This is a genomic window from Aceticella sp. 75b-Ac, from assembly GCF_056032965.2.
Genome location: NZ_CM190971.1, coordinates 189,157 through 210,712 on the forward strand (window position 1 = coordinate 189,157; position 21,556 = coordinate 210,712).

The 21,556-nt window shown below is 33.3% G+C and carries 24 protein-coding genes; 22 read left to right on the forward strand and 2 right to left on the reverse strand.

The genetic code is table 11. The features are described 5' to 3' along the window. Nucleotides 1-9 precede the first annotated feature (9 nt). The 5 genes from rodA (at nt 10) to AC0LWJ_RS00990 (ending at nt 4,879) form a co-directional block, all read left to right on the forward strand. Nucleotides 10-1,116, forward strand: a complete 1,107-nt coding sequence (gene rodA / locus AC0LWJ_RS00970; protein ID WP_474239618.1) for a rod shape-determining protein RodA — start codon at nt 10-12, stop codon at nt 1,114-1,116. Between the two features lie 131 nt (nt 1,117-1,247). Further along, a complete protein-coding gene (locus AC0LWJ_RS00975) occupies nt 1,248-2,921 on the forward strand; it encodes a hydantoinase/oxoprolinase family protein (RefSeq protein WP_474239620.1) in 1,674 nt (557 codons plus the stop codon). Beyond that, nucleotides 2,914-4,224 (forward strand): histone deacetylase family protein, encoded by a 1,311-nt coding sequence (locus tag AC0LWJ_RS00980; RefSeq protein ID WP_474239622.1) that lies wholly within the window; start codon nt 2,914-2,916, stop codon nt 4,222-4,224. The genes AC0LWJ_RS00975 and AC0LWJ_RS00980 overlap by 8 nt, the downstream gene beginning before the upstream one ends. 65 nt (nt 4,225-4,289) lie before the next feature. Beyond that, the gene (locus AC0LWJ_RS00985) at nt 4,290-4,457 is read left to right on the forward strand and encodes a hypothetical protein (RefSeq protein WP_474239623.1); all 168 of its coding nucleotides are present in this window, start codon (nt 4,290-4,292) and stop codon (nt 4,455-4,457) included. 56 nt (nt 4,458-4,513) lie between these two features. Continuing rightward, nucleotides 4,514-4,879: a TSUP family transporter gene (locus AC0LWJ_RS00990; protein ID WP_474239625.1), complete on the forward strand. Its 366-nt coding sequence runs from the start codon at nt 4,514-4,516 to the stop codon at nt 4,877-4,879. Nucleotides 4,880-4,883: 4 nt separating this feature from the next. On the opposite strand, the gene AC0LWJ_RS00995 is transcribed toward AC0LWJ_RS00990, so the two are convergent. Further along, nucleotides 4,884-5,522 carry a tetratricopeptide repeat protein gene (locus AC0LWJ_RS00995; protein ID WP_474239626.1) on the reverse strand — a complete coding sequence of 213 codons (639 nt, stop codon included), beginning with the start codon at nt 5,520-5,522 and terminating at the stop codon, nt 4,884-4,886. Nucleotides 5,523-5,667: 145 nt separating this feature from the next. Between AC0LWJ_RS00995 and AC0LWJ_RS01000 the strand changes: the two genes are divergently transcribed. The 14 genes from AC0LWJ_RS01000 to AC0LWJ_RS01065 all read left to right on the forward strand — a co-directional run bounded on the left by AC0LWJ_RS01000 (nt 5,668) and on the right by AC0LWJ_RS01065 (nt 16,367). After that, entirely contained in the window at nt 5,668-6,405 is a 738-nt protein-coding gene (locus tag AC0LWJ_RS01000) for a peptidoglycan DD-metalloendopeptidase family protein (RefSeq protein WP_474239628.1), read from the forward strand. Then, nucleotides 6,402-7,262: a M50 family metallopeptidase gene (locus AC0LWJ_RS01005; RefSeq protein ID WP_474239629.1), complete on the forward strand. Its 861-nt coding sequence runs from the start codon at nt 6,402-6,404 to the stop codon at nt 7,260-7,262. Before AC0LWJ_RS01000 ends, AC0LWJ_RS01005 begins: the two co-directional genes overlap by 4 nt. After that, nucleotides 7,263-9,113: a TIGR03960 family B12-binding radical SAM protein gene (locus AC0LWJ_RS01010; protein ID WP_474239631.1), complete on the forward strand. Its 1,851-nt coding sequence runs from the start codon at nt 7,263-7,265 to the stop codon at nt 9,111-9,113. Further along, nucleotides 9,097-9,747: a TIGR03936 family radical SAM-associated protein gene (locus AC0LWJ_RS01015; protein WP_474239633.1), complete on the forward strand. Its 651-nt coding sequence runs from the start codon at nt 9,097-9,099 to the stop codon at nt 9,745-9,747. Before AC0LWJ_RS01010 ends, AC0LWJ_RS01015 begins: the two co-directional genes overlap by 17 nt. Nucleotides 9,748-9,756: 9 nt before the next feature. Beyond that, the gene (locus AC0LWJ_RS01020; RefSeq protein ID WP_474239635.1) at nt 9,757-11,190 is read left to right on the forward strand and encodes an Rne/Rng family ribonuclease; all 1,434 of its coding nucleotides are present in this window, start codon (nt 9,757-9,759) and stop codon (nt 11,188-11,190) included. 104 nt (nt 11,191-11,294) lie between these two features. Continuing rightward, on the forward strand, nt 11,295-11,606 hold the full coding sequence (gene rplU / locus AC0LWJ_RS01025) for a 50S ribosomal protein L21 (RefSeq protein ID WP_474239637.1): 312 nt from the start codon (nt 11,295-11,297) through the stop codon (nt 11,604-11,606). Nucleotides 11,607-11,610: 4 nt separating this feature from the next. Then, nucleotides 11,611-11,943: a ribosomal-processing cysteine protease Prp gene (locus tag AC0LWJ_RS01030; RefSeq protein ID WP_474239639.1), complete on the forward strand. Its 333-nt coding sequence runs from the start codon at nt 11,611-11,613 to the stop codon at nt 11,941-11,943. 2 nt (nt 11,944-11,945) lie between these two features. After that, the gene (rpmA, locus tag AC0LWJ_RS01035; RefSeq protein ID WP_284679536.1) at nt 11,946-12,233 is read left to right on the forward strand and encodes a 50S ribosomal protein L27; all 288 of its coding nucleotides are present in this window, start codon (nt 11,946-11,948) and stop codon (nt 12,231-12,233) included. Nucleotides 12,234-12,293: 60 nt separating this feature from the next. Next, nucleotides 12,294-12,527: a Spo0B domain-containing protein gene (locus tag AC0LWJ_RS01040; protein ID WP_474239642.1), complete on the forward strand. Its 234-nt coding sequence runs from the start codon at nt 12,294-12,296 to the stop codon at nt 12,525-12,527. A gap of 36 nt (nt 12,528-12,563) precedes the next feature. Then, nucleotides 12,564-13,835, forward strand: a complete 1,272-nt coding sequence (obgE, locus tag AC0LWJ_RS01045) for a GTPase ObgE (protein WP_474239644.1) — start codon at nt 12,564-12,566, stop codon at nt 13,833-13,835. A 108-nt stretch (nt 13,836-13,943) separates the two neighbouring features. After that, nucleotides 13,944-14,606 (forward strand): nicotinate-nucleotide adenylyltransferase, encoded by a 663-nt coding sequence (gene nadD / locus AC0LWJ_RS01050; protein ID WP_474239646.1) that lies wholly within the window; start codon nt 13,944-13,946, stop codon nt 14,604-14,606. Then, nucleotides 14,575-15,156 carry a bis(5'-nucleosyl)-tetraphosphatase (symmetrical) YqeK gene (gene yqeK, locus AC0LWJ_RS01055; RefSeq protein WP_474239648.1) on the forward strand — a complete coding sequence of 194 codons (582 nt, stop codon included), beginning with the start codon at nt 14,575-14,577 and terminating at the stop codon, nt 15,154-15,156. Before nadD ends, yqeK begins: the two co-directional genes overlap by 32 nt. A gap of 76 nt (nt 15,157-15,232) precedes the next feature. Next, entirely contained in the window at nt 15,233-15,574 is a 342-nt protein-coding gene (gene rsfS / locus AC0LWJ_RS01060) for a ribosome silencing factor (RefSeq protein ID WP_474239657.1), read from the forward strand. Nucleotides 15,575-15,713: 139 nt separating this feature from the next. Further along, a complete protein-coding gene (locus AC0LWJ_RS01065) occupies nt 15,714-16,367 on the forward strand; it encodes a helix-turn-helix transcriptional regulator (RefSeq protein WP_474239650.1) in 654 nt (217 codons plus the stop codon). 45 nt (nt 16,368-16,412) lie between these two features. Here AC0LWJ_RS01065 and AC0LWJ_RS01070 read toward each other — a convergent pair whose 3' ends face one another. After that, complete coding sequence (locus AC0LWJ_RS01070; protein WP_474239652.1) at nt 16,413-17,678, reverse strand: D-alanyl-D-alanine carboxypeptidase family protein; 1,266 nt, start codon at nt 17,676-17,678, stop codon at nt 16,413-16,415. A 123-nt stretch (nt 17,679-17,801) separates the two neighbouring features. Between AC0LWJ_RS01070 and AC0LWJ_RS01075 the strand changes: the two genes are divergently transcribed. The 3 genes from AC0LWJ_RS01075 to AC0LWJ_RS01085 all read left to right on the forward strand — a co-directional run bounded on the left by AC0LWJ_RS01075 (nt 17,802) and on the right by AC0LWJ_RS01085 (nt 21,331). Beyond that, on the forward strand, nt 17,802-18,440 hold the full coding sequence (locus AC0LWJ_RS01075; protein WP_474239654.1) for a helix-hairpin-helix domain-containing protein: 639 nt from the start codon (nt 17,802-17,804) through the stop codon (nt 18,438-18,440). A gap of 10 nt (nt 18,441-18,450) precedes the next feature. Continuing rightward, nucleotides 18,451-19,485, forward strand: coding sequence for a selenide, water dikinase SelD (gene selD / locus AC0LWJ_RS01080; RefSeq protein WP_474239655.1), 1,035 nt, complete (start codon nt 18,451-18,453; stop codon nt 19,483-19,485). A 139-nt stretch (nt 19,486-19,624) separates the two neighbouring features. After that, entirely contained in the window at nt 19,625-21,331 is a 1,707-nt protein-coding gene (locus tag AC0LWJ_RS01085; protein ID WP_503031452.1) for an SSO2105 N-terminal domain-containing protein, read from the forward strand. Nucleotides 21,332-21,556 lie beyond the last annotated feature (225 nt).

Here is a 21,556-nt window from a genome sequence, read left to right on the forward strand (position 1 = left end):
AAATATGTGGTGTATAAGGCATATAATAAGAAGCTTCTGAAAAATTTTGATTATGGTTTGTTGATAACCGCTTTACTAATTTCCATATTAAGTCTTATTGTAATTTTAAGTGCATCTCACACATTAAAAACAGGCTCATATCAAAAGGTAATGATTCAGTTATTTGCGATATTGGCAGGACTTGTAATGATTATAATTATAAATTTATTTGATTATAATATGTTTCAAAAATTTTCTACAGTTATTTACATTGTCAACATATTACTTCTTTTATCAGTTTTGGTTATTGGCAAAACCAGTAATGGAGCACAATCATGGATTCATATAGGTCCGGTTTTTATTCAGCCATCAGAATTTTCTAAAATTGCATTGATTTTAACCTTAGGACAAAAATTTAACAACATGGGGGAAATAAGATGTTTCAAAGAATTAATTGATCCTCTTATTCATGTTGCTATCCCATTTATTATCGTCATGCTACAGCCTGATCTGGGAACGGCACTTGTATTCTTAGCCATATTTTTAGGTATGCTTTTCATATCAGGAGTAAGACCTAAAATTTTTGTTAGTTTAATTATGTCAGGACTTATATTATTGCCTTTTGCATATAAAATATTAAAACCATATCAGCGTAATAGACTTTTATCATTTGTAAATCCAAAACTTGATCCTTTAGGTTCTGGATATCATGTAACACAATCAAAAATTGCTGTTGGTTCAGGTATGTTCTGGGGAAAAGGGCTTTTTAATGGGAGTCAGACACAGCTTTATTATCTTCCTGAGGCATGGACAGATTTTATTTTTTCAGTAATAGGCGAAGAACTAGGCTTTATAGGTGCTTCTTTCTTGCTTATATTGTACGCTATTTTGCTTTATAAATCTTGGAAGATTGCTGTTATGGCAAAAGATAGATTTGGATATCTTGTTGCTACAGGTATAATATCAATGTTGGCTTTTCATATTCTTGAAAATATAGGTATGGCAATTGGGATAATGCCTGTAACAGGCATACCCCTTCCATTTATGAGCTATGGGGGAAGTTCTATGCTTGCTAATATGATTGGGCTGGGATTGCTGTTGAATATCGGAATGAGAAGGCAAAAAATAAATTTTTGATAATTTATAAAATTTAATTTGATATATTTTTTTATTTGATATATTATTAATAAAGAAGGAAAAATATAAAAATTTAACATATAGTGGAAAGAAAAATTTTTAAATGTTTTAATACTAAGGAGGCATTTAAATTGATTGTAGGATTGGATATGGGAGGAACCCATGTGGATGCTGTACTTATTGATAAGGGTAATATTATAGATGTAGCTAAGACTCCTACCGATCATACTAATTTATTTGGATCCATATGGAAAACTTTAAATTATTTGCTTAAAGATAAGGATATTTCAAGTATTGAGCGTATAAATTTAAGCACTACTATATCAACAAATGCCATTGTAGAGGGTAAGATTGCTCCTGTTGGTATGGTTATAGAAAGCGGTCCGGGCATGGATCCCTCTTTTCTGGCATGTGGGAAAGAGAATATTTTTATTACAGGATATGTTGACCATCGCGGTAGAGAAATAAAACCCTTTAACCCAGAGGAAATACAAGAAGCTGTTGTAAAATTTAGGGATAAGGATATAAAAGCATGTGCAGTGGTGGCTAAATTTTCTATTAGAAATCCTATGCATGAAATTAATATTAGCCGGCTTTTAGATGATGAATTTTCTCCTGTAACGATGGGACATATGCTTTCAGGAAAATTAAACTTTCCAAGACGGGTGTATACTTCCTACTTAAATTCTGCAGTATATTATGTTTTCAAATCATTTTGTGAAAGCATAAGGAAGGCTATGAAAAAAGAAAATATCAATGTTCCGGTTAATGTGCTTAAAGCTGATGGCGGAACAATAAGCTTAGATGCAGGACAGCAATATCCGGTAAATACTATATTATCAGGACCTGCTGCAAGCTTAATGGGTGCACTTGCTTTTAATCCAGGAGATAAGGATGCTGTTTTTTTAGATATTGGTGGTACTACAACTGATATTTCTTTTGTGGCAGATGGGGTTTCACTTTTTGAGCCTCTTGGTATTAATATAAGCAATTATAATACACTGGTAAGGGCTATATACAGTGTTTCTATAGGTCTCGGAGGAGATAGCGCAATATATGTTGAAGATGGAGAAATAAAGATAGGACCTCGCCGAGAGGGGTTTCCAATGGCACTTGGAGGTTCTGTGCCTACTCCAAGTGATGCTATGATAGTCTTGGGGCTTCTCGATTTTGGTAATAAAGAGCAGGCTGTTTCAGCAATGAAACAAATAGGAGATAAACTCGGATTAGATGCCAAAGGAACTTCAGAATATATCTATAAAAAGATGGGGACTATGATAAAACAAGAAGTGAATCACATCCTTGATGAAATTAACAGTAAACCTGTATATACGGTTAAAGAACTTTTATACGGGAAAAAATTGAAGCCACAGTATATTTCTGCCATAGGAGGTCCTGCTAAGGCTTTAGCTCCTCTATTGGAAAAAGAATTTAACCTGCCCTGTTATGTTCCAGAAAATTATGAGGTAGCTAATGCAATAGGAGCAGCTCTTGCAAAGACAACTGCTGAAGTAACAGTTTTAGCTGATACTGCTGAAGGTAAACTTTCAGTACCTGAAATGGGGCTATATGAGAAAATTGACAAAAATTTTACTATAAATGAGGCAAAACAAAAGGCATTGCAACTTTTAAAAGAAAAGGCTTCTGCTATAGGAACTATTGATAAGGAATTTGAAGCAGAAATAACAGAAGAATCAAGCTTCAATATGGTGAGGGGATTTTATACTAGTGGCAAAAATATAAGGATAAGAGCCCAGATAAGACCTGGATTATTATATGAACTTGGGGGTGTGAATAATGCTTAAGGCTAAAAACAAATTGGGTCTTGTATTTTTTCCGGCTTTTGATTGGGCAATAAGCCCTACGCATCCTGAAAGAGAAGAAAGGCTTCTTTATACTCAGGATCAGGTATTTGAAGAAGGGATTGAAGATATTAATGGAATAAAATTTTATAATCCTGATATGGCTACTGTTAAGGATGTTGAAAGGGTGCATTTTTGTGTACCTGATGTAATGACAAGGGTAACTCAGTCGCATTTGATATCTGCAGGAGGTGCTATAAAGGCTGCCGAAATGGTTATGGAAAAGGATGTAGATAAAGCTTTTGCTATTGTAAGACCGCCGGGACATCATGCACAGAGGGTGGTATATGGAGATCGAGGCTTTTGTATCATTAATATAGAGGCTGTTATGCTGGAAAATATAAGGCAACGATTTGGGAATAAAAAAATAGCTATCGTGGATACTGATTGTCACCATGGTGATGGTACTCAGGATATTTACTGGAATGATAAGGATACCCTCTATATATCCTTTCATCAGGATGGAAGAACCCTTTATCCCGGTACAGGTTTTATTGATGAATTTGGAGGTCCCTCTGCTATAGGATATAATATAAACATACCGCTTCCTCCTGAAACCGGTGAAGAAGGCTTTTTGTATGTACTTGACAATCTTGTTATTCCTATACTTAGAGAATATAAACCCGATATTATTGTAAATTCCGCAGGTCAGGATAACCACTATACAGATCCTATTACAAATATGAAGTTTACTGCCCACGGCTATGCCGAGTTAAACCATCGATTAAATCCCGATATTGCAGTTTTGGAAGGCGGATATTCAATTGAAGGAGCTCTTCCTTATGTAAACCTCGGTATAATTCTTGCTATGGCAGGGCTTGACTATTCTCGTGTAAAAGAACCGGACTATGATCCTGAAAAACTCAGGCAATCACATAGGATTACGGAATATATAAAAGAACTGTGTGATAAGATTTACAGCCGCTGGCGCAGGAAAGACGATATTCAAAGAGAAACAATTAAAAATAAACAATATATATCGAGGTCAAGAAATATATATTATGACACAGATGGCATTAGGGAAACCCAGACACAGAAATTCAAGGTATGTCCTTCTTGTTCAGGAGTTAATACAATTCACTCCCGTTCAGATTTGGGTTATGAAATATTTGCTGTTTCTATTCCAAGAGATGCATGTAAAGCCTGCATTGACGAAGGATATAAGGTGTATAGAGAAGTGTCAAGGGGGAAATATTCTAAAGTATATCTACAAGATAAAGTTAATGATGTGTTTATGAGTCAATGATATATATTCTAAAATTATTTTTTTAGCTAAAAAATTATGATATTTAAGACTTAACCGTCTTATAAATGGAACTCTTGAAAAAATTTTATTTAATACAACATGCCGCCGAAAAGACGGTTCTTTTTATCCCGCAGAAATACATATTAAATGGAAAAAATACATTCAGTATTGATTTTATGAGAGTAGACAACATGATGTTTGATGCAAAGCGTTCTGGACGTAATTGTGTTTGATATGATAATATATTATAAATTAAAAGAAAATAATACAAGATTGAAGGTGTGGTGAAATGATGGTTAATATAATAATATATATCCTGATTGGGTTGTCAGCAGGGGTTTTGAGCGGACTTTTAGGAATAGGGGGAGGTTTAATAATTGTGCCGGCTCTTATATATATATGTGGTTTTGATCAATTAAAAGCACAAGGGACTTCTTTGACCATTTTGCTGCCACCTGTTGGAATCGCAGCATTTTTAGAATATTATAAACATGGCAATACGGATCTAAAAGCAGGTATTATAATAGCAATAATGCTTGTTATCGGAAGTATATTTGGCGCCAAATTTGCTTGTTATATTCCTGCGGCTTATTTGCGTAAATTTTTCGGTTTTTTTATGCTTATTTTATCTGTTAAAATGTTATTAGGGAAATAATATTTTATTTTATTAAATTTATAAATTCCTTAGAATTTTTTACAGGGGCAAAATCAGGTTCATTTATTGCCTCTTTTTTCACATTTGGGTCAATTTCAATAGAAAGTTTTAAATATTTTATAGTATTTTCAACATCTCCTCTTCTTCCATAAATACTTGCAATACCATAATAACTCCATGCACCCTTTTCTATTTCTATTGCCTTTTTGTACCAATAAATGGCTTCATCATAGTGACCATACAGTTCAAGTGAAAGTGCTTTATTAAACCTTGCGAGATAATCATTTGGATTAATGCTTAAGGCTTTATCAATGTATTTAGACCCTTCTTCATAGTCATGTGAATAGCAAAGGGTTATTCCCTTTACGGAATAAGCCGTATAACAATTTGGATCTTCTTTTAAGACTTCATCTTCTATTGCAATAGCATCATCATATTTTTTATTTAAAAAAGCATTATATCCCTCTTGAGCCTTTTTTCCAAGGGCTTTTCTTTTTTCTTCTTCAATGGATATTTTTTTATTTTCCATGTTATCTATTTTTGTTTCTTTTTTTATTGTTTCTTGTTTTTTTGAAGAGTTACTGCAACCTGCTATAGAAAAAGCAAAAATCAGTAAATAGATAAATATTATAATTTTTTTCAAATTCTACACCTTCCTAATCACAATATAATCTAAATAGATTATACACTTTTTTTCAATAAAAGATAAGATGTAGTTATGAGGTTGTTTTTTATCATAATCGTTCAATGGCAGTAATATAAATATAACATAAGAGGAGGTTGAGCAAATGAAATCAAATAAATGGCCTTCAAATTATTCAGGTATGAAAAAAAGGTTTAATTTTAAAAATTACATAGAACATTTTGAAAACCAGTTTATAATAAGCCTTATTGTGCTTGGCATTATTATGTTGTTTAAAGCGATAAATCTGCCTTTAACGAATTCAATAACAAATGGTACAAAAACATTATTAACTTACGATTCAAATTATGAGAATACAAAAAAGGGGCTAAAACTGGTTATGGAAGAAATGCCTTCTGTAAAAGAAAATGTTATTAAAGTTTTTTCTAACAATAAAGAGGAAAAAAACACCTCATCAGATGCTGCATTACAAATGACAGCTCCGATAGAAGGAACGATAATATCAGGTTTCGGGACAAGGTTAGATTCTATAACGAATAGGGAAATTAAACAAGAAGGAATAGATATAGATGCACCCATAGGAGAGAATGTTAAGGCAGTACTTGATGGGAAAGTTATGATAGCAGACAACAATAATCCGGAGCTTGGAAAAGTAATAGTATTAAAGCATATTAATGATTTGAGAACAGTTTATGCTTATTTATCTGAAATAGATGTAAAAAAAGGTGAACAGGTAAAAAAAGGACAGATTATCGGTAAAACTGGAGATTCCGGCAAAACCAATGTGTCATGTCTTCATTTTGAAGTATGGGAAAATGGTAAGCCTATTGACCCTTTAATAAAGGTAAGAATAGAAAAAAAGTCTGATGGTATGAATAAATGAATATTGATGGTCTAAGAATAAAAATAAACCCATTGACGTGGGTTTTTATATTGTTACTTATTACTACCGGATATTATGTTGAACTTGTCAATATAACATTGTCTGTATTAATTCATGAATTAAGCCATGCATATATAGCTAAAAAATTAAAAATAAATATTTTGCAGATAGAGATTTTTCCTTTTGGAGGTGCAGCAATTCTTGACAGTGTTGTATTTGTAAGACCTGACATAGAAATATTGATTGCATTGGCTGGTCCCCTCTCTAATATTATTTTTGTTTTTATATTATTAATGATAATGCAATTTACGGGTTTAAGCTTTGATTATTTAGTGAAAATAAATATTGCAATGGCTTTGTTTAATCTTCTTCCCGGGATTCCTCTTGATGGGGGAAGGGTACTTAAAAGTATTCTTTCAAGATTTTTAGGATTGACAAGGGCTCTGAATTATTCTATCTATTCTGCATATTTTATATCTTTAGTTATGATATATTATGCTATATATTCAATTAAAGATGGTGGTATAAATTATGTATTAATTATACTGGCAATATTATTATTTTTTTCTTCAAAAAATGAGAAAAAGATGGCAGTTTTCTTTCATTTAAGGGATGTTGCATATAAGAAATCAGAGTTTTTTAAAAAAAGAAGTATGACAGTTAATCATATTGCTGTATTGGAGGATGAGAAAATCGGTAAAATAATTAATTGTTTTTTACCATTGAAATATCATATAATAATTGTGCTGGACAAAAACCTGAGAGAGAAATGCAGGATAACTGAAACACAGCTTTTAGATTATGCAGTAAGTTACGGATTAAATAAATGCATCGGTGATATTTTTGGAGGGTTTTAAATGTATAGTATTAAAGATAAAATCGAAAATATACTTATGAAAGTAGCAAAACCAGCCCGTTATACTGGGGGGGAAATCAACTCTATTATTAAAAATACCAAGGATTTTAAAATAAGGTTTGCTTTTGCATTTCCTGATATATATGAAATCGGCATGTCACATCTTGGCATGAAGATTTTATATAATTTGATAAATGAAAGAAGTGATACATATTGCGAAAGGGTTTTTGCTCCATGGGTTGATATGGAAAACATGATGAGGGAATGTGATATTCCTTTATTTACATTGGAGACAAAAACACCTCTGAGAGAAATGGATATTATTGGTTTCACACTTCAATATGAATTAAGCTATACCAATATATTAAATATGCTTAATCTTTCAGGCATACCAATAAGAAGAATTGAAAGGGATTTTTCACCTTTAATTATAGCAGGTGGACCCTGTGGATATAATCCGGCACCTTTATCTGATGTAGTAGATTTATTTGTTATAGGTGAAGGTGAAGAGGTTATAAATGAAATATTAGATTTGTATGCTGACTGGAAGGATAGAGGTTTCAATAAAGAAAAATTTTTGAAGGAGGCAACTAAAATACAAGGTGTTTATGTACCATCTTTTTATAAAGAAGAGTACAAGGAGGATGGTACTGTAAAGGGGATTTTCCCTTTAGTTGAGGGTGTTCCTTCAGTAATTAAAAAAAGAATCGTAAAAAATTTTGATAAATCTTATTTCCCTGCTAAGCAAATAGTACCATACATTAATATAGTTCATGATAGGATTATGCTTGAGGTTTTTAGGGGTTGTACGAGGGGATGCCGTTTTTGTCAGGCAGGTATGATTTATAGACCTGTAAGGGAAAAATCAAGAGAAGGTTTGTTGGAACTTGCGGATAAATTAATAAAGACAACAGGGTATGAAGAAATATCTTTGACATCTTTAAGTACCTGTGATTATTCGGAAATAGAAGAGCTTATTCATGATTTGATTGAAAAATACAAAGGAAGAGGCATAGGTATTGCTTTACCTTCTACAAGGATCGATGCTTTTTCAGTTAACCTTTTAAAGGAAATTCAAAAGGTAAGGAAAACCGGTCTGACCCTTGCACCTGAGGCAGGTACCCAGAGGCTGAGGGATGTAATAAATAAAGGCGTTTCGGAAGAGGACCTTTTAAATTCAACTAAAGAGGCGTTTAAAGCAGGATGGAACACCGTAAAGTTGTATTTTATGATAGGGCTCCCAACTGAAACAATGGAGGATGTTGCAGGAATTGCGTATCTTGCACATAAAGTTGCCGATGTATATAAAGAAGTTAGAGGTAATACTAAGAACTTAAAAATAACTGTCAGTACATCTACATTTGTGCCAAAACCTTTTACACCTTTTCAATGGTTTGGTCAAGAAAAAATAGATTTAATTATTGAAAAACAGAATTTGTTAAAAAATATGCTTAAAGGAAAAATATTTCGATACAGCTTTCATGAACCTCATATAAGCTTTTTGGAAGCTGTAATTTCAAAAGGAGATAGAAGAGTCGGACAGGCTATAGTGAAAGCATGGGAAAAAGGATGTAAATTTGATAGCTGGAGGGACTACTTTAAATTTGATGTATGGATGGATGCCTTTGAAGAGGAAGGAATCAATCCTTACTTTTATGCAAACAAGGAACGGGATTTCTATGAGACATTTCCATGGGATATTATTGACTGTGGTGTTAAAAAAGATTATCTTATAAGAGAATATAACAAAGCCATGGAAGGCAAGCTTACAAATGATTGCAGACTAAACTGTACAGGCTGTGGAATAAAAGAGCTTGATAAAGGAGTTGTATGTTTTGAAGCTAAGAAATAGGTTTATGAAGGCAGATAATCTGAGATTCATATCACACCTTGACCTTATGCGGGTAATAGAGCGTGCCATGAGGAGAGGGGATATTAAGTTTTCATTGTCGAAGGGTTTTAATCCACATCCGCTTATATCTTTCGGACCTGCCCTTATGCTTGGCGCAACAACACATGGAGATTATTTTGATGTGATAATAGAAAACAATTTATCTCCACAAGAGTTTAAGGATAGAATGAATGCAGTGCTTCCTGAATGTATATATATATCAGATTCATATGAAGTTGGGGAAAAGGATCTGCTGTCGCAACATGTAAAAGAAGCTGAGTATATAGTAAAAGCAAGATTATTTGGTGAATTGAAAGAGATACAGAATCAAATTGAAGCGTTTATGACTAAGGATAAAATTATAATAGAAAAAGAAACCAAAAAAGGGAAAAAGGATATTGATTTAAAACCATATATTCTTAATTTTAATTATATTTCAACTGATGAGGGCTGGATTTTATTATATATTAAATTAACAATTGCTGAGGGCTCGCCTGGACCTCTTTATGTTATAAATGCTTTTAATAAATTCATAGGAGATAAAATTGATACAGAGACGTATAGATTAGATAGGAAAGACTTAATATTGGACTGAGGTGATTTTTTGAGACGAATTTTAATTGATGTAAATGAATATTTTAATCAGGTAGCATATGTAGATGATAATATATTAAGGGAATATCATATTAATAAAAAAAATGACAAGAGCATACTTGGCTATATTTACAAAGGGAAGGTACAGAATGTATTAAAAGGAATGCAAGCTGCATTTATTGATATTGGCAGTGAAAAAAATGTTTTTTTATTTGTCGATGATGCACTTTATATTGATGATACGAAACATGATATTACATCAATAACCCAAATAATAAAACCTGGACAGGAAATAATGGTGCAGATTTCAAAAGAAGCTGTTGGAAGTAAAAGCCCAAGGGCTACGACAAATATTTCTTTGCCTGGAAGATATATGGTTTTTATGCCGGGATTAGATTATATTGCCATATCCCATAGAATAAATGATACAAATGAAAAGAACAGGCTTTATGAGATTGCAAGAGATATAAAACCTGAAAATTCCGGGTTAATTATGAGAACAGCAGCCAAAGGAATAGAAAAAGAAAATTTATTAAATGATATGAATAATCTTTTAGAATTATATGGAGATATTCTAAAAAGGTATAAAGAGGTTTCAGCACCTGCATTGTTATATGAAGAACAAAATTTTATTATCAAATATATCAAGGATATGTATACAATGGATATAGATGAAGTCATAATAAATGACAAAGAACAATATAAGAATATTCTTAAATATATAAAAGATAAGAATTTTAAAAAGGGTATTTTTAAATATGAAGAAGGAGACTTAATAAGTTTATATGGTATTGAAAAACAGATAGATAATCTTTTAAAGAAAAAGATATGGCTTGAAAGTGGTGGGTTTTTAATTATTGATCAGACGGAAGCTTTAACCGTAATAGATGTTAATACAGGAAAATATATTGGCAAATCTTCATTAGAAGAAACGATTTTAAAAACAAATATGGAGGCTGCAAAAGAAATTGCTGTACAGTTGAGATTAAGAGATATAGGAGGGATAATTATAATTGATTTTATAGATATGAAGGATGAACTTGACAAGAAAAAATTGATGGATTTTTTTGCATATCAACTTAAAAATGACAGGACAAAGTGTAATATACTGGGATTTACACAACTGGGGTTATTGGAGATGACAAGAAAAAGGGTAAGGTCACAAGTAAGCACAAATATTATTACAAAATGTCCCTATTGCAAGGGTAATGGATATATACTATCAAATGATTGGATAGTGTATAAAATAAAAAGAAATATTGATAGAATATGCAATAATACAAATGCATCTAAAATTTATATTAAGTGTAATGAGCATATAAATAATCTTATAGAAACTTATAAATTAAAGGAGTTATATAAAATAAGCCATAAGGTTACAATTGTCCCTCTTATTGATAAGATAACAAATGATAGTGATTTTATTATCGAATATGATGTATAATTGACAATTATATATTATTATGATAATATATTTATTGTAGCCGCTCGGAACGGGTTTTAAATTTTACCTTGGTTTCGGCGAGACTGGTTAAGGGGAGGTGCCATATGTACGCAATAATTGAAACAGGCGGAAAACAATACAGGGTTCAAGAAGGAGATGTTCTTGTAATAGAAAAGCTTAATTGTCAAGAAGGTGATGTTTATTCCTTTGACAGGGTATTAGCTGTTGCAAAAGAAGATGGGAATGTTGAATTTGGAAAGCCATTCCTTGAAAATGCAAAAGTGGATGCAAAAGTGCTTGAGCATGGTAAAGGCAAAAAGATTACTGTATTTAAATATAAGCCAAAGAAAAATGAAAGAAAAAAGCAGGGACATCGTCAGCCATATACAAAAGTCAAGATAGAAAAAATAGTTTAGGGTTATGATTAAAGCTAAATTTTTCAGAGATAACAACGATGCCGTTTATAAGTTTGAAATAAAAGGACATGCCGGATATGATGAATATGGGAAAGATATTGTATGTGCCGCTGTTGCGGCAGTGACACAGACAGCTGTCTTAGGGATCGAAAATCTACCAACAGTCGAAATAAGCAAGAAGATTCATGATGGGAATATGGTAGTATATGTAAAGAATAACGGTGATGCAAGAGATTCAATAAAGGTTACGGCAATTATCGAAACGATGATTCTTGGATTGAAGGATATAGAGAGGGTTTATCCTGAATATATAAAGATAAGTGATAGGAGGTGTTAATGATGAATTTGCAGTTATTTGCTCATAAAAAAGGTGTTGGCAGTTCACGAAACGGTCGTGACAGTGAATCAAAACGTCTTGGTGTTAAAAGAGGCGATGGACAGTTTGTGCTGGCAGGCAATATTCTTGTTAGACAGAGGGGAACAAAAATTCACCCCGGTACAAATGTCGGTATAGGTAAGGATGATACATTATTTGCACTTACCAATGGTTATGTGACCTTTGAAAGAAAAGGCCGTGACAAAAAACAGGTAAGCGTTTATGCTGAGAGAAAAGAAATCCTGGCTTAAGTCAGGATTTTTCTTATTATATGGATATACTTTTTAAAAAGTCATGAAGGGGATGAAAGTATGGACAACAGGAATGTTGAAATATTGCTTAAATATATCAGTGAAAAAAGGCATGATTATCTTAATGACCTTCAGGTTATACTGGGTTATGCTCAGCTTGGAAACCCGGATAAAATAATAGATTATGTGCATAAAGTAATAGATGCACTTAAAATTGAAAAGGATATCTTTAAGAGTAATGATTTAGATGAGATTATGGAGTTTATCGAAGGCAAAAATATAAAATATAAATAAGGAAATAATAAAAAAGACGAAATGGCAGGTGATATTATGTTTATAGATACTGCAAAAATATATATAAAATCAGGTAATGGCGGAAATGGTGTTATTTCTTTCAGAAGGGAAAAATATGTAGCATATGGAGGACCAGACGGAGGCGATGGAGGTAAAGGCGGAGATATTATATTTATAGCTGACCCTAATATGTCTACACTTATGGATTTTAAGTATAGGAGAAAATATATTGCAGATAATGGGGAAAATGGTCAAGGAAATAATAAATATGGGAGAAATGCGGAAAATCTTTATATAAAGCTTCCTATTGGTACATCTATAATAAATGATGAAACAGGTGAAATTATTGCAGACCTTGTTAAATCAGGTCAAAAGGCTATTGTATTAAGAGGCGGCAAAGGTGGAAGGGGTAATGCTAAGTTTGCTACATCAACAATGAAAACACCGCGATTTGCTGAAAGTGGTGAAGAAGGGAAAGAACTATGGGTCAGACTGGAATTAAAGCTATTAGCAGATGTTGGACTTGTTGGATTTCCTAATGCAGGTAAATCTACACTGCTTGCTGCATGCACAAGAGCAAAACCTAAAATTGCCAATTATCCTTTTACTACTCTTACTCCTAATTTAGGAGTAGTAGAACATAAAGGAAAATCCTTTGTTATGGCAGATATACCAGGATTGATAGAGGGAGCTCATAGAGGAGAAGGATTGGGCTACGATTTTTTAAGGCATATAGAAAGGACTAAGCTGATACTTCATATAGTAGATATCTCAGGAGCTGATGGGAATAACCCTGTTTCAAATTTTGAAAAGATAAATAACGAACTTGCACTGTATAGTGAAAAATTAACAAAAACACCCCAGATTGTAGTAGCGAATAAAATAGATATTGAAGGGGCACAGGAGAATTGCAAAATATTTACTGAAGCATTAAGCTTAAAAGGTTTAGAAGTTTTCAAGATATCCGCTGTAACAGGTGAAGGGATAGAACCTTTACTTGATAAAGTGATTGAATTCTTAGACAGAATGAAGGAAGAAATAAATCCTGATGTAGAAGATGTGATAATATACGAAATTCCAAAAGAAGCTGAAACTCTTGATATAGAAGTTAAAAATGGCACATATTATTTAAGTGGGGCAAAAATTGACAGGCTATTGAAAAGGGTAAACCTACAAGATGAAAATTCCTTAAGGTATTTCGAGAAAAATTTACGAAAAAGTGGTATTATAGATGAACTTAAAAAATCAGGATTAAAAAATGGTGATGTTATTAATATAAGAAATTTTGAATTTGAGTTTTATGATTAAGATGGTTTAATAAGCCATCATTTTTTTCTGAAGTTACCTTTATATGGTTGTGTATAAAAAGTAATTATAGTATAATACTTATATAATTATTTTGGGGGACATCCGTAGATGCTAAAAGAAAATTTAAAATTGGGAATAATGGGAGGAACTTTTGATCCAATACATTATGGGCATCTTGTAACAGCTGAAGCAGTAAGAGATAGATTCAAATTGGATAAGGTTATTTTTGTGCCTGCTGGAAATCCTCCCCATAAATTTAGACGGAAAGTGACAGATAAAAAAATCAGGTATCTGATGACAATATTAGCTACTGTTACTAATCCATATTTTGAAGTTTCAACAATTGAAATTGATAGGGAAGGCTATACCTATACGATAGATACAATTAGAGAATTAAAAAACGTATATGGAAGCAAATCGAAATTATATTTTATAACAGGAGCAGATGCTATATTGGAGATTTTAACATGGAGGAACTCCGATGAATTGCTGAAGCTGTGTAATTTTGTAGCTGCCACAAGACCGGGATATGGTCAAGATTCAATCAAAAGAAAACTTGATTATATAAAAAAGCTATATAAAAAGGATGTATATGAAGTTACAGTACCTTCACTTGCAATATCATCTACAGATATAAGGAATCGCGTATATGAGAATAGACCCATAAAATATCTTTTACCGGAATCTGTAGAAAGATATATTGAAAAATGCAACTTATATAAAAAAGGTGATTGTTTAAATGGATCAAGCATTGATAAAATACGCAAATAAGCTTAAAAATCTTATAAATACAAATAGATATAAACATTCCCTTGGGGTAATGGAAACAGCATTAAAGCTTGCCAAAAAATATGGAGCAGATGAGAAAAAGGCAGCAATTGCCGGACTTTTACATGACTGTGCAAAGAACTTAACTGATGAAGAACTATTGAAACTTGCAGTAAGGTTTTATATACCGCTTAATGATGTATTAAGGCATTCTGTCTCTTTGTTGCATGGACCTGTAGGTGCCTGCCTTTTAAAAGAGTATTTTGGCATTGATGATGAGGATATAAAAAAAGCTGTTGCACTTCATACAACGGGAGATATCAACATGTCATTATTGGATAAAATCATTTTTTTAGCAGACTACATAGAACCGGGAAGAAATTTTGATGGAGTAGAGGTTTTAAGAAAAGCAGCGGAAGAAGATATCAATAAGGCTGTTATTATGGCTTTAAATAATACAATCATTTCTGTTGTCAAACGAAATATGCTTTTATATGAGAAGACTGTGCAGGCGCGTAATGAAATGATTATTAAATTTGGGGATGGAATTTAATGGAGGTATAACCATACTATTTGAATAAAAAACTAATAAAATGGAGGGTTAAAATTTGGATAAAGAAAATGGCAAAATGGCATTGGAAATTGCTAAAATACTTATTGATAAAAAGGCAATAGACATTAAAATTCTTTATGTAGCGGAATTAACAATTGTTGCGGATTATTTCATTATTGCAAGCGGCACATCTACAGCACATGTAAAGGCTCTTTGTGATGAGATTGAAGAAAAGCTTGCTTTGAAAGGTATAAATGTAAATCATATTGAAGGATATAAGAGTGCAAGATGGATTTTAATGGATTATGGCGGTGTTATTGTACACATTTTCATGAAAGAAGAACGGGAATTTTATTCTCTTGAAAGACTTTGGGGAGATGCAAAAGAAGTGCTGCTTGACAATTTTGTATTAGATTAGTATAATCATGTTAAAGTATAGCCTCTCGAACCTGTAATTATTCTGGTTACGAGGGGTTTTTCATAAGGATACTATTACAAAAATTATTTAATGTTTAAATAATTTTAATCTATATTTTTTATAAGGAAGAGGGATCAAAATGCCGCAGAAAACACATCCTGTATTAAGAGGTATTGTACCAATTGTTAAAGGTATTGCAAAAACTTTTGGAAGAAATTGCGAGGTTATTCTGTATGATTTTTCCAATTTTCAAAATTCGGTTTTAGATGTTGAAAATGGGAATATAACCGGTAAGGAGAAGGGGAGTCCTATTCCAGAGGCAATTTTAAAAGCTTTAAAGGCAAACAATACACAATCGGAGATTAATTTTAAGAGTAAAAGTAAAGATGGCAAGATATTAAAATCCTCTATTATTTACATCTACGATGAGGAAGGAAAAGCAATTGGATGTTTATGTATAAATATAGATATTTCCGAGTATATCATGGTAAAAAATACATTGCAAGAACTTTGTGATATTAACGATAGTGAACAAGAAATAGCTGTTGAATCCTATGGTGGCAATGTTAATGATGTTTTAGAGAATATTGTTAATAATACAATAGAAAATTATGGTAAACCCGTTAATTTTATGACAAAAGAAGAAAAAGTCAATATGGTAAAACTTCTTGATGCAAAAGGTACATTTCTTATAAGAGGTGCTATAGATTATGTTGCAAAAATGTTATGTGTATCCAGATATACAATTTATAATTACCTTGATGAAATAAGGGTAGGAGGCAGTTTAGAATAATTCATAAATATTTAGGAGATAATAAAAAAGAGGGGAAAGCCCTCTTTAATCTTTTGAAAAAATATAATTTCTTTTAGATCTTATTCTTTTTTTTCTCCATATAGCGATTGCAATAAATAAAATTAATAAGCCTGAAATAAATTTCAGGTAATTGATTATATTATCATTGCTATTTAGAACAATTGACCTATCCTTATTGTAATATGTCCCCATTAGATTTTTATAAACATTTTCGCCTGATAATAGTGGAACACGTCCTATTTCACTGCCATATAAACTATATTTTATATATCCAAGGGCAGATCCCTTTTCGATTGGTGTTTTTAGCTGTTTATTTAAGACAATTTCTGATTTTATATTGTTTTCTTCACCCTTCTTAACTATGTAATAAAAAGGCTCTTTAGCAATCAAAGGTACTTTAAAATTTACCTTACCTATTGTTGCATATGTAATTATTTCGTTGTTATCATTTTTTTTAACCAGATTAAAGTTATCAAATCCATAGTTTAATAACTTTATGGTATCTGACCATATATTAGTACCTTCATCACCCATAATGACGGATATTAATCTATGACCATTTCTTGTGGCAGAGGCTATAAGTACCTGTTTTGCAACAACGGTATAGCCAGTTTTTACACCATCTGCGCCATCATAATGGAAATTTGTCGGTTTGATAAGTTTATTGCTGATCCATAAATCTCTTATTTTATTGTATTTATTTGTTGGCGGTATTTGATAATGAACAGTACTGACGATTTGCCTGAAGATATCATTTTGCATAGCATATCTTGCAATTAAAGCCATATCATAGGGTGTTGAATAATGATTATTGTCTGGTAGACCATTTGGATTTACAAAATGGCTATCTTTTGCGCCTATTTCTTTAGCCTTTTGATTCATCATTTCAGCAAAATCTTTAATATTGCCTCCTATATGATCTGCAATAGCAACAGCTGCATCATTATCAGATTCAAGAAGCATGGCATATAAAAGCTGCCTTAAGGTAAGTTGCTCTCCGGGTACAAGGTACATAGAATTACCGTCTATTTTTGTTACATCATCATTTACAGTTACAATATCATCAAGATTACCCTTTTGAATTGCAATAATTGCTGTTAAGGTTTTTGTTGTGCTGGCAGGATACATTCTTTTATGCATATTTTTATCATATAATACCTGCCCATTTGAAAATTCTATTAATACGGCTGTTGGTCCGGATATTTCAGGTTTATTTTCTACAGCATAGACATTGGGTATATTGCTTAATGCAAAAAATAGAATTAAAATTAATATAATGGGTTTTTTCATGTATATACAGCCTCCATTTTACACTTATACTAAAAGTATACCAAAAAATTTTAAAAATAAAAAGGAAATTAAATAATTTTATAGAAATTATTTAATATAAAAATAAATTATTGAGGTGTTGCTATGTTTAATTTTTCTAAAAAGCAGCAATATGCTGTGATTATTTTAATATGTATTGCGTTATGTATTTCAGGATATTTTATAGTTGAAAGGAGTAAAAATCAGCAGGATATTAAAGTACAAACGGCTACGTCTAAAAGTAGTGTATCAAAAAACTCCAAGGGGAATAATGAAACAATAAAAAATTTTGATTCAAAAAAAGAATTAAAGGTTTATATCACAGGTCTTGTAAAATCTCCTGGAGTGTATATAATGAAAGAAGGAGACAGAATTGATGATGCGATTAAATTGGCTGGTGGAGTTATAGAAGGTGCAGACCTTTCAAATATAAATCTTGCTGAAAAAGTAAAGGATGAGCAAATGATAAAAGTAACAAAAATAGGTGAAAATCCAGGGAATCAGAGCTCAAACACAGGTAATTCATCAGTAAATATTGCAGGCAATAATGGTAAAATTAATATAAATACCGCATCAAAAGAACAACTTGATTCATTACCAGGGATTGGTGCGGTTACAGCACAGAAGATAATAGATTTTAGAGAACAGCATGGAAAATTCCAGAAGATTGATGATATAATGAATGTACCAAGGATTGGACAAAAGCTCTTTGAACAGATTAAAGATAAAATTACTGTGGATTGAAGGTGAGGATATGATAGAAAGAGTAAGACTGACACAGATGTCATGTAGTTCAGGGTGAGCGGCAAAAATAGGCCCTGAGGCTTTGGCACAGGTTCTGTGTCATATAGATATCCCGCATGATAAAAATCTATTAGTAGGTCTTGATACAAATGATGACGCGGTTGCTTATAAGGTTGATGAAGATAAAGCTGTGATTGAAACAGTAGACTTTTTCACACCGATTGTAGATGACCCATATGATTTTGGGCAGATAGCTGCTGCAAATGCATTAAGTGATGTATATGCTATGGGGGGCAAACCTGTATTTGCTTTAAATATTGTATGTTTTCCGGTAGAATATCTTGATATATTAAAAGATATTATAAGGGGTGGAAATGATAAGGTAAAAGAGGCAGGTGCTTTTATAGCAGGCGGTCATTCGGTTGAGGATAAAGAACCTAAATATGGACTTTGTGTAACAGGAATTGTACATCCTGACAAGGTAATTACAAATAGCAATGCAAAACCGGGAGATATACTTATATTAACTAAACCTATTGGATGCGGGGTTATAAATACAGCATTTAAAGGAGAAATGTGCCCAGAAGATGTTTTTTCATATACTGTTGATGTAATGAAGTATTTAAATAAGGATGCAGCAGAGATTATGGTTGATGTAGGCGTTAATTCCTGCACAGATATTACAGGTTTTGGACTTATGGGACATTCTTATGAAATGGCACATGGTTCAAATGTAAGTATCGTATTTAATATTGATGCAATACCTATTATAGAAGGAGCTAAGGAAATTGCAGCTATGGGGCTTATACCGGCAGGTGCTTATAGAAACAAAAATTATCTTAAAAACAAGTTTTTTATAAAAAATGCTGATGATGCCATATCGGATTTGCTATTTGACCCGCAAACTTCAGGAGGTCTTTTGATATCAGTAGATAAAAATAAGGCACAGGAACTTTATGAAAGGCTTAATAAAAGGTTAAAATTTGGATGCAAAATAGTTGGAGAGGTTGTTGAAAAAGGAAAATATGATATATATGTAAAATAGTTCCATGTAGAACAAGGAGGTGAGTAACAGCTACCTTATTTCCGACAAACCTTGACAAAATATAATAAATATAATATAACAAACTTATGGAATTATTAACTATAAGGTTTCCGAGAACTGATAACGGAGGTGAAGTCAGATGAAGAAAGGGAAAAAGAACAAAAATAAATCGTACAGCCCTGACGATGGTAAAAATACCGTCTGCGGCGAATTTTTCCCGGATTTTCTTCCTGCTTTCCGTTCTCAAAAGTGGAGCCGTGGGATGGAGGACCCACTAAACACCGAGATGCGGTTGTTCTGCTCCTGCACGCGCTGGGCGTTCAACCGGCTGCAAGAAGATAAATCACGGGAAGAACTAAAAAAAGAAGGTCAGCAGGTATTTGGCTTAAATTCACGATGCTGTGATGACGCCATACTGAAGGCTAAAGCTATAACCGAATCCCAAAAAGAGCTTTTAAAGCTGGAAATAGAAGAAACAAAAACAAAATTAGCCCGTGCAAAAAAGAAACTCAGACAGGCAGAAAAAACCTTAGACGAAGCCATTAAGAAAAATGACTCGGCAAAAATCGGGAAATTCAAGCATACCGTACATGGTCGCAGAGCCAGAGTGAAAAAATTATCTGACAAACTATCTGTGTTGCTCTCTCATCAGGACAACAGCACCATACCAACAGTAGTTTTCGGTGGTCGTTCTTTGTGGAAGAAAGTTTGCAAAGGCAAGGTTTCGATAGAAGAATGGCGTAAGGCACGTCAAGATAGGTTATATTCCCGTGGTGACAAGACCAAAGGCGGCAACCCGAACATCAAGATAAACTTATCCCACAGAGAATTCTTCTTATCAGTGACCATTTCTCATCTGTCTAAGCAAAAAGGTACGGATATTAAAGGCAGACCCATAATGACCAGAGCGCCCCGTGTAGAAGGAAGGCTCTGGTTGCCGGATAAATACCGTTCAAAGGTGTATGAGTTACTTTTATCCGGCGCACCTTATACTGTGGAACTTATCAAAGGCAAGGATGCTAAGTACAGGGTACATATCAGTTTCGTCTTAACACCACCTGATTTAGCAACCAATCCCGACTATGGATATTTAGGTATGGATACCAATCCTGACGGTATAGCACTTGCCAATGTCGGTTATACCGGTCAACCAGAACCATGGACAAAGAATTTTAACGTACCATACCCAAAAGCACTGCACAAGTTTGCTGGAGAGTTTCAGGTAACAGTGCATCCAAATGGTTTTCTTTATATCAAGATACCTGAACTGGCAGAAAGCCGTGGTTTCCGACGTACGTACTTAGTCGGTGTGTTAGCCAAGGTAGTAGTAGACATCGCCAAAGCTTTACGTAAACCCATAGCCCAAGAAAAGCTGGAGTTCGGGAAAGACCGCCTGGATACCAACAAAAAATTCAACCGCATGGCAGCCAATTTCCCTTTTAAGAAGATGGTCGAAGCTGTCATACGCAGGGCTTTCAAGGAAGGAGTAGGTATAAAGCAGGTTTGGCCGGCACACACGTCAACCATAGGTTACTGGAAGTACATGCAGAAGTATGGCATAATAATACACCATGCCGCAGCATTGGTAATAGCCCGTCGTGCAATAGGTTTCAAAGAGCGTATTACCAATGAATTAAAGCAGAAAATTCAAGTTTTTAAAGAGAAGCTGAATCAAAAGGCAAATTCCTTGCCTGGGGAAGGAAGAGGGATGACCCGAAAGGTGAAGCAGCTCTTCAAGAAACTGGACGAAAAGATTCTTACTTACAACGGTCTGACCCGTTTTAAACAGGAATCGTTTCAATCCGTCTGGTGCGACTTGAAGCATCTTGCTTTATCAAGTAGGTGACCCCGTTTAGCCGGAGTACGGAAACAACCGGCAGGTCGCATTTAGCAGATCGCGGGAGGCAGAGCAGTAGCCTCACTTAACGGTCAACGCAAGTTGCGCCCGTAAAGCGCCGTTCTCCCGTCCGGGTGGGACTCCCGGGACTAAGGTCTCCCTGTCGCCCCAGTAAAAATATTTTAAGGAGGTGTAAAGCCTGGTCATGGGGAGGCCGGGTTTACAAAAATTAAT